The organism is Massilia oculi, assembly GCF_003143515.1.
In the GTDB taxonomy this organism is placed as follows: Bacteria; Pseudomonadota; Gammaproteobacteria; order Burkholderiales; family Burkholderiaceae_D; genus Telluria; species Telluria oculi.
Window position 1 is genome coordinate 1,403,242 of record NZ_CP029343.1, and the last position, 13,909, is coordinate 1,417,150.

The 13,909-nt window shown below is 65.8% G+C and carries 13 protein-coding genes; 6 read left to right on the forward strand and 7 right to left on the reverse strand.

Annotated elements, in window-relative coordinates; all coding sequences use genetic code 11:
* Nucleotide 1 precedes the first annotated feature (1 nt).
* On the reverse strand, nt 2-325 hold the full coding sequence (locus DIR46_RS06505) for a hypothetical protein (RefSeq protein ID WP_109344504.1): 324 nt from the start codon (nt 323-325) through the stop codon (nt 2-4).
* Nucleotides 326-394: 69 nt separating this feature from the next.
* Nucleotides 395-1,363 carry a LysR substrate-binding domain-containing protein gene (locus DIR46_RS06510; protein WP_109344505.1) on the reverse strand — a complete coding sequence of 323 codons (969 nt, stop codon included), beginning with the start codon at nt 1,361-1,363 and terminating at the stop codon, nt 395-397.
* A gap of 104 nt (nt 1,364-1,467) precedes the next feature.
* On the opposite strand from DIR46_RS06510, the gene DIR46_RS06515 reads away from it, so the two are divergent.
* Nucleotides 1,468-2,670 (forward strand): MFS transporter, encoded by a 1,203-nt coding sequence (locus DIR46_RS06515; RefSeq protein WP_109344506.1) that lies wholly within the window; start codon nt 1,468-1,470, stop codon nt 2,668-2,670.
* 251 nt (nt 2,671-2,921) lie between these two features.
* On the forward strand, nt 2,922-4,571 hold the full coding sequence (locus tag DIR46_RS06520; RefSeq protein WP_109344507.1) for a DUF4394 domain-containing protein: 1,650 nt from the start codon (nt 2,922-2,924) through the stop codon (nt 4,569-4,571).
* A gap of 30 nt (nt 4,572-4,601) precedes the next feature.
* On the opposite strand, the gene DIR46_RS06525 is transcribed toward DIR46_RS06520, so the two are convergent.
* The 4 genes from DIR46_RS06525 to DIR46_RS06540 all read right to left on the reverse strand — a co-directional run bounded on the left by DIR46_RS06525 (nt 4,602) and on the right by DIR46_RS06540 (nt 9,139).
* Complete coding sequence (locus DIR46_RS06525; RefSeq protein ID WP_109344508.1) at nt 4,602-5,294, reverse strand: anti-sigma factor; 693 nt, start codon at nt 5,292-5,294, stop codon at nt 4,602-4,604.
* Nucleotides 5,291-5,848, reverse strand: coding sequence for a sigma-70 family RNA polymerase sigma factor (locus DIR46_RS06530; RefSeq protein WP_109344509.1), 558 nt, complete (start codon nt 5,846-5,848; stop codon nt 5,291-5,293). The genes DIR46_RS06525 and DIR46_RS06530 overlap by 4 nt, the downstream gene beginning before the upstream one ends.
* Nucleotides 5,849-5,943: 95 nt before the next feature.
* Nucleotides 5,944-7,674, reverse strand: coding sequence for a response regulator (locus tag DIR46_RS06535; RefSeq protein WP_109344510.1), 1,731 nt, complete (start codon nt 7,672-7,674; stop codon nt 5,944-5,946).
* On the reverse strand, nt 7,661-9,139 hold the full coding sequence (locus DIR46_RS06540; protein WP_109344511.1) for an ATPase domain-containing protein: 1,479 nt from the start codon (nt 9,137-9,139) through the stop codon (nt 7,661-7,663). Before DIR46_RS06540 ends, DIR46_RS06535 begins: the two co-directional genes overlap by 14 nt.
* Before the next feature lie 552 nt (nt 9,140-9,691).
* Here DIR46_RS06540 and infA point away from each other — a divergent pair.
* The 4 genes from infA (at nt 9,692) to DIR46_RS26495 (ending at nt 12,690) form a co-directional block, all read left to right on the forward strand.
* On the forward strand, nt 9,692-9,961 hold the full coding sequence (gene infA, locus DIR46_RS06545; protein ID WP_005668826.1) for a translation initiation factor IF-1: 270 nt from the start codon (nt 9,692-9,694) through the stop codon (nt 9,959-9,961).
* 178 nt (nt 9,962-10,139) lie between these two features.
* Nucleotides 10,140-10,304, forward strand: a complete 165-nt coding sequence (locus DIR46_RS26490; RefSeq protein ID WP_162819316.1) for a hypothetical protein — start codon at nt 10,140-10,142, stop codon at nt 10,302-10,304.
* A 188-nt stretch (nt 10,305-10,492) separates the two neighbouring features.
* The gene (locus DIR46_RS06550) at nt 10,493-10,819 is read left to right on the forward strand and encodes a hypothetical protein (protein ID WP_109344512.1); all 327 of its coding nucleotides are present in this window, start codon (nt 10,493-10,495) and stop codon (nt 10,817-10,819) included.
* Nucleotides 10,820-12,549: 1,730 nt separating this feature from the next.
* Nucleotides 12,550-12,690, forward strand: a complete 141-nt coding sequence (locus DIR46_RS26495; protein WP_162819317.1) for a hypothetical protein — start codon at nt 12,550-12,552, stop codon at nt 12,688-12,690.
* 10 nt (nt 12,691-12,700) lie between these two features.
* Here the strand turns inward: DIR46_RS26495 and DIR46_RS06560 are convergent, their stop codons facing one another.
* Nucleotides 12,701-13,906: an MFS transporter gene (locus DIR46_RS06560; protein WP_109344513.1), complete on the reverse strand. Its 1,206-nt coding sequence runs from the start codon at nt 13,904-13,906 to the stop codon at nt 12,701-12,703.
* Nucleotides 13,907-13,909 lie beyond the last annotated feature (3 nt).

Here is a 13,909-nt window from a genome sequence, read left to right on the forward strand (position 1 = left end):
CTTAGTGCAGCTGGTGCTTCAGGTTCGACAGTTCGTCGTGCACGCGCACGATGACGGACTGCACTTGCGGTGACGGACGGCTCGAGGTGCAGACGCGCTTGGCCTCGTCGCCCATGGCTTCCAGGTCGTCGATGGCCTGGATCATGCTCGACTGGTCGTTCGACTGCATGACGCTTTGCGCGCGCCCGGCTTGCTCGGCGATCTTGTGGATGCAATCGCGGATTTCGCTGGGGACGCTCTGGTCGCTCTGGCAGACCTGCTCGGCCTGGTTCACGACTTGCTGGATGCTTTTAAAACGTTGCTGGATTTCGGCGGTGTGCAGCATGATGCCCTCCTGAAAAAGATGTAAGAAAAACCACTGGAGCCTTCCAGCTTAGGATGGATCCCTGGTTTATCAAGCATCGATATCGCCTGTTCTGCGGGACAATGGCGGTGCGTTCCAGCCGGCATTCAAGCCATCCCATTCCAGCGCCGCGCACAAGGTCCCGACCAGCTCGCGCACGCGCGGCACGTCCTCCTTCGCCTTCGGCCACACCACGTGGATCGGCAAGCCCGCGACCGCATGCCGCGGCAGGATCCGCACCAGGCTGCCCTCACGCAAGTGGCGCCCGACCAGCCAGGTCGACATCTGGGCCACGCCCAGACCAGCCAGGACCAGCCCGGCCTGGGCTTCGGCATCGCCGGCCACGATCCGCTCGCTGGCGCCGCGCCGCTCGACCAGGGCGCTGCCGTGGCGCACCAGCCAGGCGCTGACCGTGCCGTCGGCCTTGCCGTACATGATCGCCGCATGCCGGTCCAGGTCGTCGAGCGAGGCCGGCACGCCGTGCGCATCGAGGTAGCCGGGCGTCGCGCAGAATACCTTCTGGTCCTGGCCCAGGAAACGGTGGCCCAGCAGCGGCGACCAGGCTTCCGGACTACCGATGCGCACCGTCACGTCGATTCCCTCTTCGATCACGTCGACATAGCGGTCGGTGAACGACACCACCGGCTTGATGTGCGGATAGCGCTGCAGGAAGGCGCTCAGCACCGGCAACACCATCACCCTGCCATACGTCGCCGGCAAGTCGATGCGCAGGCGCCCGGCCAGCAGCGCGCCTTCGCCATGCAGCGCCAGTTCGGCCTCCTCGAGTTCGCCCAGCACCCGGGTGCAGGCGGCCAGGAAGCGCGTGCCGGCATCGGTCAGGCACAGCCGGCGCGTGGTGCGCTCGAACAGGCGCACGTCGAGCCGCGCTTCCAGGCGCGCAATCGCCTTGCCGACGGCCGACCCGGTCAGGTTCAGGCGGGCGGCCGCGCGCACGAAGCTGCCCGACTGAGCCACGGCAACGAAGACGTCCACACCCTTCAGGCGTTCACTGCTTTGCATGGCTGATTCCGGAATTTAATTCCGCTAAGTATAGGAATAAATGCCCGAGATAGGAACACGCATTTCCAATACCATGGCGCCCTGATCAATCCATCAACTAGTGCATGTCCCATCCAACTTCTTCCACCGTGGTCGCCCAGCCGGCGGCCCCGGCATCGGCCTCCCTGTCGATCTTCATCCTGGCGCTCGCCGGTTTCCTGGTCGTCACCACCGAATTCCTGATCGTCGGCCTGCTGCCGGCCCTGTCGCGCGACCTCGGCATCTCCATCTCGATGGCCGGCCAGCTGGTAACCCTGTTCGCCTTCACCGTCATGCTGTTCGGCCCGCCGCTGACGGCCTGGCTGTCGCACCTGGACCGCAAGGCGCTGTTCATTGCGGTGCTGCTCGTGTTCGCGCTGTCCAATGCGCTGGCGGCAGTGGCCACGAATATCTGGGTGCTGGCGCTGGCGCGCTTCATCCCCGCGTTGGCGCTGCCGGTATTCTGGGGCACGGCGAGCGAGACCGCCGCCGAGCTCGCGGGTCCCGGCAAGGCCGGCCAGGCGGTGGCCAAGGTCTATCTAGGCATTTCGGCGGCCCTGCTGTTCGGCATTCCGCTGGGGACGATTGCCGCCAACAGCATCGGCTGGCGCAGCGCCTTCTGGATCCTGGCCGCGCTGTCGCTGGCCATTGCGCTCGCCCTGTGGCGCCTGATGCCGGCCGTGGCGCGCGCCCGGCGCGTGGACTTCCGCTCGCAGGCGCGCCTGTTCCGCGAACCCTTCTTTTTGGCCAACGTCGCGCTGTCGATCCTGGCATTCACCGCCATGTTCACCGCCTACACCTACCTGGCCGACATCCTGGAACGCATCGCCGGCGTCGCGCCCGCCAACGTCGGCTGGTGGCTGATGGGCTTTGGCGCGATCGGCCTGATCGGCAACTGGCTGGGCGGCAAGGCGGTCGACCGTGCGCCGCTGCGCGCCACCGCGATCTTCGCCGGGCTGCTGGCGCTGGGCATGGCGCTGTGCGTGCCGGCGGCCGGCAATCCGGTCCTGTTCTGCGCGGTGCTGGCGCTGTGGGGCATCGCCTACACCGGCCTGTTCCCGATCTGCCAGGTGCGGGTGATGAAAGCGGCCACCCATTCGCAGGCGCTGGCCGGCACCGCCAACGTGTCGGCCGCGAATGCCGGCATCGGCATCGGCGCCATGCTGGGCGGAGTCGTCATCCCGTGGCTCGGGCTGGAGATGGTCGGCTACGTGGCGGCGGGCTTCGCACTGGCGGCGGCGCTGCTGGCGCCACTGGTGGCGCGCCTGCGCCGGGCCGATCGACCGTAACGTCCAGTGGCTGCGGGCGATGGACGCGCAGCGCTGCGGCGCCGTTTCTCCCAGCCAGCCTGCTTTGCGTAGAAGACAATTTCCCATCAGACATCTAAGCTGCATGCATCTCTCAGCAGCCTAAAAATATTTTTTCACAAGCTGCATCCATTCCTGCATCTGGCGAGTAGTACAAGCGCCAACATTGCAGCCAGCCTGGCGGCGATGCGCCCTAATGAATTCAAACAAGCAATTCTTACTGAGGATACATCATGACCAACCCGCAATTCACCAAGCTCGTACTCGTTTCCTCGATCGCCCTCGCCCTGGCCGCCTGCGGCAGCAGCAGCAACGATCACGCCGCGCCGCCGGTCACCACCCCTCCTCCTCCGCCGGCCGCCACGGTCGGCGACGTGGTCGCCCTGACCGCCAGCAACCGCCTGGTCTCGTTCGACCGCGCCACGCCGGGCACCATCCGCAGCAACGTGCTGGTGACGGGCCTGCAGAGCGGCGAGAACCTGGTCGGCATCGATGTGCGGCCGGCGGATGGCATGCTGTACGGCGTCGGCTCGACCGGCCGCCTGTACACGCTGGACGCCGCGACCGGCGCCGCCACCAACAAGTCGCGCCTCGTCGCCGACGCCGCCGACACCACGGAACCGTTCACCGCGCTGGCCGGCGCCAGCTTCGGCGTCGACTTCAACCCGATGGCCGACCGCCTGCGCATCGTCAGCAATACCGGCCAGAGCCTGCGCATCAATGTCGACAGCGGCGCCACGACCACCGACGGCAGCATCAACGGCGGCGCGGCCAACACCGCGATCTCGGCCTCGGCGTATACCAACTCGTTCGCCGGCACCGGTTCGACCACGCTGTACGGCATCGACAGCGCCAATTCGACCTTGTACACCCAGAACCCGCCGAACGACGGCACCCTGGCCAAGCCGGTGCCGCTGGGCGTCGCCATCGGCGCGGCGAACGGATTCGACATCGATGCGCGCACGAATATGGGGTATATGGTCGCCACCGTCGGCGGCGCGCGCAACCTGTATGGCGTGAACCTGGCTGCCACCAGCGCTCCGGCCACCCTGATCGGCGCGCTCGGCGTGACCGAAGACATCCGCGGCATCGCGCTGCGCGGCGCCGCGGCGCCGGTCGTGCTGGGTCTCTCGGACGACAATCGCCTGCTGGGCTTCAAGATCGCTTCGCCCAACACCATCGACACCAATGTCGCCATCACCGGCCTGGCCGGGGGCGAAACCCTGGCCGGCATCGACGTGCGGCCGAAGGACGGCATGCTGTACGGCCTCACCTCGACCGCGCGCCTGGTCACGATCGACCCGGCGACCGGCGCCGCCACCGTCAAGGCGACGCTCAGCGCCGACGCCGCCGACACGACCGCGCCCTACACCGCCATGCAGGGCACGACGTTCGCGGTCGACTTCAACCCGGCCGCCGACCGCCTGCGCGTGATCAGCGACAGCGGCCAGAGCCTGCGCATCAACGTCGACACCGGCGTCACCACCACCGACGGCAACATCAACCGCGCCGGCGTGGCTCCGCGCGTCGTGGCCGCCGCCTACACCAACAGCATCCCGAACGCGGCCTCGACCCAGCTGTTCGACGTCGATGGCGCGAGTTCGGTGCTGGCGCTGCAGAATCCGCCGAACGACGGCACGCTGGTCGACGTGGGGCCGCTGGGCGTGACGGTGGCGGGCGCCGCCGCCATGGACATCGGTGGCGGCGAGAATGGCCTGGTGCTGGCGGCGCTGCGCACCACGGCCGGCGGCCCGAGCTCGCTGTACCGCGTCAATCTGACGACCGGCGCGGCAACCCCGGTCAACGGCGCGGCATCGCCCGCGACGTCGGTGATCGGCAGCGGCACGCCAGGCGTGCGCGATATCGCGATCTGGCTGCGCTGATGATCCAGGCGGCAGCATGCGCTCTGCCGCCTAGATCCTGACCGCGCGCCCGATGTAGAGAATGGGCCCGGTCGGACGGCCGATCGGTGATCCGGCGGCCGGTTCCAACGTGATCTCGAACAGCTGGTTCGGCACCACCTTCGGCAGCTTGGCGAGCTTGACCTCGACCGTCTCGCCCGGCTTGACCAGGCCCAGCGAGACCGGACCTTCCCAGTCGTCGGCCTTGGTCCACAGCTGCAGCGCGCGATCCGCGGGCACCTCGGTCGTGACCAGCGGTTCCAGGCGCAGCGTGTCGTCGGCCACCAGCTCCAGCACCCAGCCCGGCCCCGCGTTCTGCGGCGCCGCCAGCACCACCATATAGCGCGGTTGCGCGACCTCGAACTGGCGCAGGCCGACCACGGCCGCCATGATCGCGGCGGCCGCGAAGCCGCCGGCGGCCAGGGCGCGCCACAGGCCCAGGCGTTCCCACCAGCCCGGACCCGCGGCCGCGGGTGCGGCCACCGGCCCCAGGCTGCGCTCGATGCGCGGCCACAGTGCGCTTGGCGGCGCCACCGGCTCGACCAGCGCGTTCAAGGGCGACAGCCGTTCTTCCCAATAGGCGACGGCGGCGCGCAGGGTGGCGTCGTTCGGCAGCATGGCATCCACCGCGCGACGCCGTTCGCGCGACAACGTGCCCAGTACGTATTCGCCGGCCAGCTCGTAGGGGTCGTGGATCGGGTTCATACCATGCACTCCCGCAGCGCGCTCAGGCCACGCTTGATCCAGGCCTTCACCGTCCCCAGCGGCGACTTGAGGCGCTCGGCGATCTCGCTGTGCGAGAAACCGTCGACGTAGGCGTGCAGGATGCTGTTGCGCTTGGCGACGTCGAGCCGGTTCAGGCAGTCGTGCAGGCGCCCCATGTCCTGGCGCAGTTCGAAGGCGTCCTGCATGCCGGGATCGAAGGCATCGGTGCCCAAGGCATCGAGCGCTTCCTCCTCGACGTTGATTTCACGGGCGCCGTCGCGCACCGCGTCCAGCGCCGCGTGGCGAACCACGGTGTACATCCAGCCGCGGCCCGAACCGCGGGTGGCGTCGAAGCCGGCGGCGCGGGTCCAGATGCTCACGAAGGCATCGTGCAGCACGTCCTCGGCCGCCTGGCGCTCGCGCACGATGCGCAGGGCGACGCCCAGCAGGCGCGGGCTTTCCCGGTCATACAGGCGGCGCAGGGCTTGCCGGTCGCCGCGCGCGCAGGCGGCGAGGTGCGCTTCATAGTCGAAGTGGTCGGATGCAGTCGTCATGACGGGCCGTTCGGGGTGGATGGTCCGGGATCTGCCGGCTCCCGATGAGCGGCAATTATAGTTGGGCAGGCGAAAGTGGCTTGCACGCTTGCGCGTCAGTGGATGCCCACCGCCCCGCCGTCGCCCTGGCGCTGGCGGTCGAGCGCCTGGCCGACGCTGATCGCCAGCTCGGCCAGCTGGAAGGGTTTGCGCAGCACCACGCCATCGCCGATCACCTGCTCGATCGCCTTCATGTCGGCGTAGCCGGTGGCGATGATCGTCGGCAGGCCGGGGAACATCGCGCGCGTGCGCTGCACCAGTTCGGCGCCGGTCATGCCCGGCATCAGGTAGTCGGTGATGAGCAGGTCGGGCCGCTCGTCGTGCAGCGCACACAGGCCCGACTCGCCGTCTGGCGCCTGGCGCACCACATGGCCGAGCGCTTCGAGCGAGGACACCATCGACTCGCGCACGAAATCGTCGTCCTCGACGATCAGGATGCGCGCCGCCTGCCTGACGGCCGGCATGCGCGCCGGCAACGCCGGCTCGGCGTCTTCCTGGCCGTCCGCCGTGCGCAGCCAGATTTCCACCGTGGTGCCGACGCCCGGCTCGCTGAGGATGCGCGCGGCGCCGCCCGACTGCTGCGCCATGCCGTACACCTGGCTCAGGCCCAGGCCGGTGCCCTTCACGCCCTTGGTCGTGAAGAAGGGTTCGAACACCTTGGCCACCAGGTCGGGCGCCATGCCTTCGCCGCTGTCGGTGACGGCGATGCGCACGTAGTCGCCCGGCGGCAGGAAGCCCGGCGGCGGCTCGCCAAAGGAGGCCACGAACACCAGTTCGCCGCCATCCTGCATCGCGTCGCGCGCATTGATGGCCAGGTTCAGGAGCGCCATCTCCATCTGGTTGGCGTCGGCCAGCACCGGCGGGCAATCGGCGTCGACCTCGAAGCGCAGCCCGATGCGCGAACCGAGCGACGTGGTGACCAGCTCGCGCACGCCGTCGAACAGGTCGCCGATATCGGTCTCGCGCAGGTCCAGGCTCTGGTTGCGGGCGAAGGCCAGCAGCTGGCGCGTGAGCTTGCCGCCGCGCTGGCAGGCCTTGCGCGCGATCTCGGCGCGGCCCTTCGCCACCTCGTCCTTCGACATCAGGAGGATCAGGTCCATGCTGCCCTGGACCACGTTGAGCAGGTTGTTGAAGTCGTGGGCGATGCCGCCGGTCAGGCGTCCCACCGCTTCCATCTTCTGGTATTGCGCCATGGCCTGCTGCACCCGTTCGCGCTCGATGATCTCGTTCATCAGGCGGTCGTTGGCCTGGGCCAGGGCGCGGGTGCGCTCCTCGATGCGCGACTCCAGCGTTTCGTTCAGCGCCACCAGTTGCTGGCGGCTTTGCTGCAGGCTGGCGGCGGTGCGCTCGCGATCGGCCAGCATGTCGCGCGCCTGGTACTGGCGCCGACGCGCGCGCAGCGCCGAGACGGTAGCGCTGCGCAGGGTCTGGACGTTGAGCGGACGCTCGAGCAGGATCACGTTGCCCAGGTCGGCCAGGCGGGCGCGCGCCGCCCCCTGCTGCAGTCCGATCGTCTTGCCAAGCAATACGACGAAGGGGAAGTCGGACCACGGCTCCTGGCGCCCCAGCCAGGCATGCAACGCCGCGACGTCGACGCCGTGCAGGGCTTCCTCGGCCAGGATGGCGGCGCCCGCCCCCTCGCCAATGGCGCTCGCCAGGACGCCGAAATCGGTGGCGACCTCGCATCCGAGCCCGTCGCGCTCCAGCACCGAGGCCATGACCTCGGCATCGCGCCCGAGGGGCGCGAAGATCAGTATCCGTTCTTCGTGCGGGCTATTCCGGTGCATGCCCGCCCTGCGCCATCATCGGCGTTTCCCCGCGATAGGTAGGCATGCCCGACAGGACGCCTTCGAACCCCGCCAGCGCCGCGCCGATCTGCACCCCGCCCTCGCCCAGCAGCAGCTCGTGGATGGTCGTGGCATGCTCGGTGGTGCGGCTCTTGATCACGCTGATCGCGCGCCGTACCTTGCCGCCCGCCTCGAAGAAGCGCAGCAGCACCGTGCTGTCGCTCAGGTAGCTCAGGTCGACGTCGGTGCGCGCATCGGCCATCAGGCCATGCTGGCCGAGGATCATCACCGTGGTCACGCCCTGCTGGTTCAGGTAGGACAAGAGTTCGTGCATCTGCAGGATCAGGAAGTGCTCGCCCGGCATCGCCTGCAGATAGGCATTCAGGCTGTCGATGACGATGAAGCGGCTGCGGCGCCGGTCGACCGCGTCGCGCAGCTTCTGGGCGAATTCGCCGGGCGACAGCTCGGCCGGATCGAAGTGGTCGATGGTGAGCTGGCCATTGTCGAGATAGGGACGCAGGTCGAGGCCGAGCTGGGTGCTACGGGCGAAGAAGGTGCCGAGCCCCTCGTCGAACAGGTAGTACGAAGCCTTCTCGCCGCGCTGCAGCGCCGACAGCAGGCAGCGCGTCGACACCGTCGTCTTGCCGATGCCGGACGGCCCCACCAGCAGGGTATTCGTGCCGCGCACCAGCCCGCCGCCGAGCAGCGCATCGAGGCCGTCGGACCCGCTCGAGCCGATCTGTGGCGAGAAATCGCGCACGTGCTCGGAGGCGACCAGGCGCGGGTACATGACGATGCCGCCGGTATCGAGCGTGTAATCGTGGAAGCCGCCGCGAAAGCGGATGCCGCGCATCTTGAGGACGTTGACCCGGCGCCGCTCCTTGCCGTAATCCCTCGTGATCTGCTCCAGGCTGATGACGCCATGGGCCAGGCTGTGCAGGTGCTGGTCGGATTCGGCGGTCTTGTCGTCCAGCAGCAGCACGGTGCAATCGCGCGCCGAGAAGAACTGCTTGAGCGCCAGGATCTGGCGCCGGTAGCGCAGGGGATTCTGGGCCAGCAGGCGCACTTCGGACAGGCTGTCGAACACCACCCGCTGTGGACGCATCTCATCGACACGGTTCATCACCTTGCGCGTCGTCTCGCCGAGTTCGATCTCGGAGGGGTGGAACACCGACTGCTGCGAATCCGGGTCGAGATCGTCGTCGCCTGCGAGCTCGACGATGTCCAGCTTGCGCAGGTCCCAGCCATGGCTGTGGCCGACCGCGACCAGTTCGTCGGTGGTCTCGGACAGGGTGATGTACATCCCGCTCTCGCCACGAGCGACGCCGTCGAGCAGGAATTGCAGACCGAGGGTGGTCTTGCCGGCGCCAGGCGAACCTTCGACCAGGTACAGGCGTTGCGGCGTCAGGCCGCCACCCAGAATGTCGTCGAGACCGGGAATGCCGGTTGATGTGCGGTCGCTCATGAAATGCAGCCCTGGCTGTAGGCCGGTTCGCGCGCATCCGCGCCTGCGCACGAGGGACGGAACGGGGATGGCCTGGGATGGAAGCGTCGCGTGCGGTGCAGCCGCGGCGCAACGGATATTGCTGGGATTATAGCTCCATCAAGGCTGGGCCGGGACAGCACGGTGCCAACCGTGCTACACTATCGGTTGTGCGGCATCGATCAAGCCTCTTGCACTTAACGCTTTGGGCTGGCGACACGAGATTGCCTCTGGTAATTACTGATTCCGTCCCCATATCGTGTTCCTGCGGACGACTACTGCGCCAGCAGCGCAGTCCTGAAGCGCGACGCGGAACGCGGGCCGTCGCACCCAACGAAGTAACCGTCATACCTGACATCGAATTGAAGCCGGCCGCGCGTGCGGGCTTTTTCATTCCCCGGCATGGCGTCTGCGCCGCGCCGCCACGGTCACCTTACACAGCCCGCTTGCGTGGGCCGCCTCACCCGCCTGCCCCGGCGCCTTCGCGCCAGGCCGGCCAGATATACTCGTATTCAAACTAACAGGAGCCCCATCATGGCAAAAGAAGAACTCATCGAAATGAATGGCGTCGTCGCTGAGGTGCTGCCCGATTCGCGTTATCGCGTCGATTGCGAAAACGGCCACAAGCTGATCGCCTACACCTCGGGCAAGATGCGCAAGAACCACATCCGCATCATCGCCGGCGACCAGGTCAGCCTGGAACTGTCGCCCTACGACCTGAGCAAGGGCCGCATCACCTTCCGTCACCTCGGCAAGACCGGCAGCGGTCCGCGCCCGCCAGTGAACCGCGCGGCGCGCCGCTGATCGGTACGGCTCATCGCCAAGCAACGCCACGCACAGCGTGGCGTTTTTTATTGGCGCGCACTTTCATGAACAGGCCGGCAGACCGTCTTCGCAGCAGCTTATCATCGCGGGACGCGTGGATGCCAACCGAGCCATCCGCCCCTGACGGGAGTGATGCAACGGGTGTGGCGAGACGCAAATGCGGCAACGACGCAGTGCTGAAACCACCGCGAACGCCGTCGCGCGCGGCCTGAACATCCTGGCCGTGCGTGATGCCCCCCAGGCGCAGCGATATATGGATTACAAGAACCTGTGGCGCGACAAAAAAGTGCGCCACAATGTAAGAAAATTGGTCACATATTAAGAAGTTTTGACACGATGGCAGCGGTTGCCAGAGCGGCTTCAGTTGCTTGTCCTGGCAGCAACAACTGCTTACACTGAGCCATTCTGGACGTCCGCTATCGAACGAGACCGGCCAGAAGCGGACTTTGGTGACCGCGCCTGGACTTCAACGTTTGCGACAGAAGAATGCTTACAAAAGGAAAACAGGGAATGAACGACCTACGCAATGGACTGTACGGCACGGTATTGGTGTTGGCGGCAGCAGCGCTGGGCGGCTGCGCCTCCTCGGCCGCCATGACGGGCGAGCCAGGGGTACACATGGGGGACAGCTATGAAAAAGTGCTCGCCGTGGTCAGCCGCGACAATACCGTGACCAAAAAGGTTGATGGCCAAGGCTTCCGGGCGGAGGGTTACTCGACAATGTTCAAGGATTGTCGGGCCAAGTACTTCCTGTTCCAAGGTGCCGATGGTTTGCAGGGCGTGAAATATGAGCCAGCGCCGCACCTGTCGGTTAGCCAGAACTGCCGCCGGCCTTGACTTCCCCCTGCGATGAATTTCCGCTGTCGGCCAGAAACGGACGTTCATTAATGTGTCTCATCCCTACGGTACTGCGTTGACTGCCTCGACTATCTGCCCTGTTTGCTCATGTTTAGTTGAACGCTCGGTTCACGGCGGGTGGACCAATGTTTTGGCTGCGGCTGGGAGTCCAATGGTACTTGCTCCCCTACAATGAAAGACATGTCGCGTTCTTCGGCCATGTCCGTGTGCGTTCGGTGGGGAGGCCGCGAAATGGCACCGAGCGCTTTGAAGGTTTTACGCGAGCTTTCACCAGCAGCTAAGAACATGCCACTCGCTGAGCTTGCCAAAATGATAGTGAGTGGTAGATCGTTTGAATTAGGCCTAGTCATTGAGTGCAGACTGGGAGCTACGCTACAGGCGCTGGCGGATGTAGGGTACTTGGTGACCCAAGAACCCCTCCCTTAATAAAACTGGACAGCAAGTCGACACCACGTCCGCTTTGGGTCGGATCTGGTCCTTCGTGACAGTCTGCGATTTTTCGCCCGTGGCGGAATGCTATGCACAGCTGAACGGCCGCGTTCGGCAAGAAGCGGCTTTTCGCCACGATTCCAGGATTTTTCGATATGGCAAAATGCTATGCTGGATCAACCGGCCGCGGTCGGTCAGAGGCGGGCATTCTCATTATGGAGCCAGGATGGTGTACTTATTGCATGAGGTTTGGGAAGAGCCGGATGAGAGTGGACAGATGCTTCAAGCGTTGTGCTTGGCTGGGCCTGACGGAGACGCATTTAGGGCGACGCTTAGCGAGAGCGCTCTCCTCGTCGCGACATTCGAGGCTAATTCCCACGTCGAAGCAATGACGAAATACTATTCAATATACGGCCGTGGTGAATATGTCACGGCACATCCGATCGACCACGATCCGTATCCCAACAAATAGCGAGTACCTTAACAGACTTGAGTGTATGGATGCCAGCTAGGGCCCCGTCAACGTCCGCAATGGGTCGGAAGCGGACGCCACAGTAGGTCCGCAATCGGCCAAAAGCGGACGTTCCCGATCCGTTATCAACGGTGGCATTATCCCGGTCGTCCCAGCCTACCTTTTTAAAGACTTCTAATGTCGCGATACAGCCCACAATACGTTGCTCAGCTATTCGCATAGCACGACTATAGCGCGTTGGTCGACCTTCAGGGAATCGCGCTCGGTTGGGATCGATTTGATGCCACGAACCCGTCCTTTGGTTGGCCGCAGCCGATCTTTGCAGTGTTTGAAATCCTTACTTGGTTGGCCTAAGCAGACCGGTCAGGCGTGTGGACGTACTACGAAGCGACACCGGTTCCGCGTCAGGATCGCGTCGTGGCTGCGCTCGAAGCACTGCAAGCAGACGAACTTCGACATCAATACTCCTACGGGAGGGATCATTGGAGGATTGCCGAGGCAATCGATCAGCTAGATAACTGGCTCAGCGAAAACGAGCGATCAACGATCGGATGGGCGTTTTCCGTTTTAGGCACGCACCCAGATGAGTTGGCTTTAGTCTGCTCTTGAGCCTCACGTCTGAATCAGCTATGTCTGCTTAGGGTCAATAGCGGACTCTCGCGCACTCAACGCGCTGTCCAAACTGTGGCAGACTTTATTGTTGCAAGCGAACGATGCAAGACCGTTCGCCAGGTTATTGTGGCAACCATTATTTGCAAGAACAACATGCCAGAATCGGCCCGCCTCATAGGGGGCTTGTGGCACCTTTATGGTTAGTCCACAGAACGTCCCTTCGTCCGTGATCGAGCGCGTCCTGCGGAGTCCGGATGCGTGCCGCCTGCTGACGCCGGAACAGCAGGTATCCGCGGCGATCCTGCCGCTGCCGCGCAACGGCCGGTTTCCGGATTGAGCGGAGCCCCTCAGCGCACCGGCACCGGCGCCAAGGTGCGCAGGCGCAGCGCGATCAGCAGGCCGATGCCGAGGATCGCACCCAGCAGCGCCACCACTCCGGGCCAGGCCCAGTGCTCGTATACATAGCCGGTGAACCACCCCACCACGCTCGAGCCGAGATAGTAAAAGAACAGGTAGATGCCCGAGGCCAGCGCCTGCGGCGGCTGGGCGCGCCGTCCGACCCAGCTGCTGGCTACCGAATGGGCGGCGAAGAAGCCGAACGTTGCCAGGCCCACGCCCAGCACCACTGCGACCACCGAATCGACCAGGGTCACCAGCAGGCCGGCGATCATCACTCCCATCAGCAGCCACAGCACGTTGCGCCGGCCCAGGCGGTCGGCCAGCTTGCCGGCCCACATCGAGCTATAGACGCCCAGCAGGTAGAGCAGCGACAGCAGGCCGACCGCGCTCTGGCGCAGCCCGAACGGCGGCGCCAGCAGGCGGTAGCCGATATAGTTGTACAGGCTGACGAACGCCCCCATCAGCAGGAACGGCAGCGCGAACAGCCACGGCAGGCCGGGGTCGCGCAAATGGATGCGCAGGCCGTCGACGAAGCCGCGGCCGCGCGCCGGCAGCGCGCCGCCATGGCGCGATGGCGGCAGGCTGCGCGAGAATTCCCAGGCGGCGTACAGCCCGGCCGCGCCGAGCAGGCCGACCGCCACGCGCCAGGACGCGACATCGCTGATGAAGGCCGAGATCACCCGCCCGCTCATGCCGCCGAAGGCGCTGCCGCTGATGTACATGCCCATCGACAGGCCGAGCGAGGTCGGCTCGATCTCGTCGCTCAGGTAGGCCATGGCCACGGCCGGCAAGCCGCCCAGCATCAGGCCCATCAGGCCGCGCACGGCGACCAGCTGCGTGTAGCTGGCGGCGAAGGCGCAGGCCAGGGTCAGCACCGCGCCGCTGATCATCGAGGCCACCATCACCGTCTTGCGGCCGAAGCGCTCGGCCACGCTGGAAGAACCCAGCAGCGCCAGCGCCAGGGTGGCGGTGGACACCGACAGCACCAGGCTGCTCTGGGCCGGCGACAGCCGGAAGTCATGGCCCAGCAGCGGCATCAGCGGCTGGACGCAGTACAGCAGGGCGAAGATGGAAAAACCCCCGAACGCCATCGCGCGGTTGATGCGCCGGAAGGCCTGGCTGCCGGCGGCGATGCGTGCGCCGGGGGTGCTCATGCA

What these genes read in the sequence shown, in the direction of transcription:
- DIR46_RS06505 (WP_109344504.1), bottom strand. Translation starts at nt 325, where the DNA reads ATGCTGCACACCGCCGAAATCCAGCAACGTTTTAAAAGCATCCAGCAA.
- DIR46_RS06525 (WP_109344508.1), bottom strand. Translation starts at nt 5,294, where the DNA reads ATGAACCCGATCCACGACCCCTACGAGCTGGCCGGCGAATACGTACTG.
- DIR46_RS06510 (WP_109344505.1), bottom strand. Translation starts at nt 1,363, where the DNA reads ATGCAAAGCAGTGAACGCCTGAAGGGTGTGGACGTCTTCGTTGCCGTG.
- DIR46_RS06550 (WP_109344512.1), top strand. Translation starts at nt 10,493, where the DNA reads ATGAACGACCTACGCAATGGACTGTACGGCACGGTATTGGTGTTGGCG.
- DIR46_RS06560 (WP_109344513.1), bottom strand. Translation starts at nt 13,906, where the DNA reads ATGAGCACCCCCGGCGCACGCATCGCCGCCGGCAGCCAGGCCTTCCGG.
- DIR46_RS06530 (WP_109344509.1), bottom strand. Translation starts at nt 5,848, where the DNA reads ATGACGACTGCATCCGACCACTTCGACTATGAAGCGCACCTCGCCGCC.
- DIR46_RS26490 (WP_162819316.1), top strand. Translation starts at nt 10,140, where the DNA reads ATGCGGCAACGACGCAGTGCTGAAACCACCGCGAACGCCGTCGCGCGC.
- DIR46_RS06520 (WP_109344507.1), top strand. Translation starts at nt 2,922, where the DNA reads ATGACCAACCCGCAATTCACCAAGCTCGTACTCGTTTCCTCGATCGCC.
- DIR46_RS06515 (WP_109344506.1), top strand. Translation starts at nt 1,468, where the DNA reads ATGTCCCATCCAACTTCTTCCACCGTGGTCGCCCAGCCGGCGGCCCCG.
- DIR46_RS06535 (WP_109344510.1), bottom strand. Translation starts at nt 7,674, where the DNA reads ATGCACCGGAATAGCCCGCACGAAGAACGGATACTGATCTTCGCGCCC.
- infA (WP_005668826.1), top strand. Translation starts at nt 9,692, where the DNA reads ATGGCAAAAGAAGAACTCATCGAAATGAATGGCGTCGTCGCTGAGGTG.
- DIR46_RS06540 (WP_109344511.1), bottom strand. Translation starts at nt 9,139, where the DNA reads ATGAGCGACCGCACATCAACCGGCATTCCCGGTCTCGACGACATTCTG.
- DIR46_RS26495 (WP_162819317.1), top strand. Translation starts at nt 12,550, where the DNA reads ATGGTTAGTCCACAGAACGTCCCTTCGTCCGTGATCGAGCGCGTCCTG.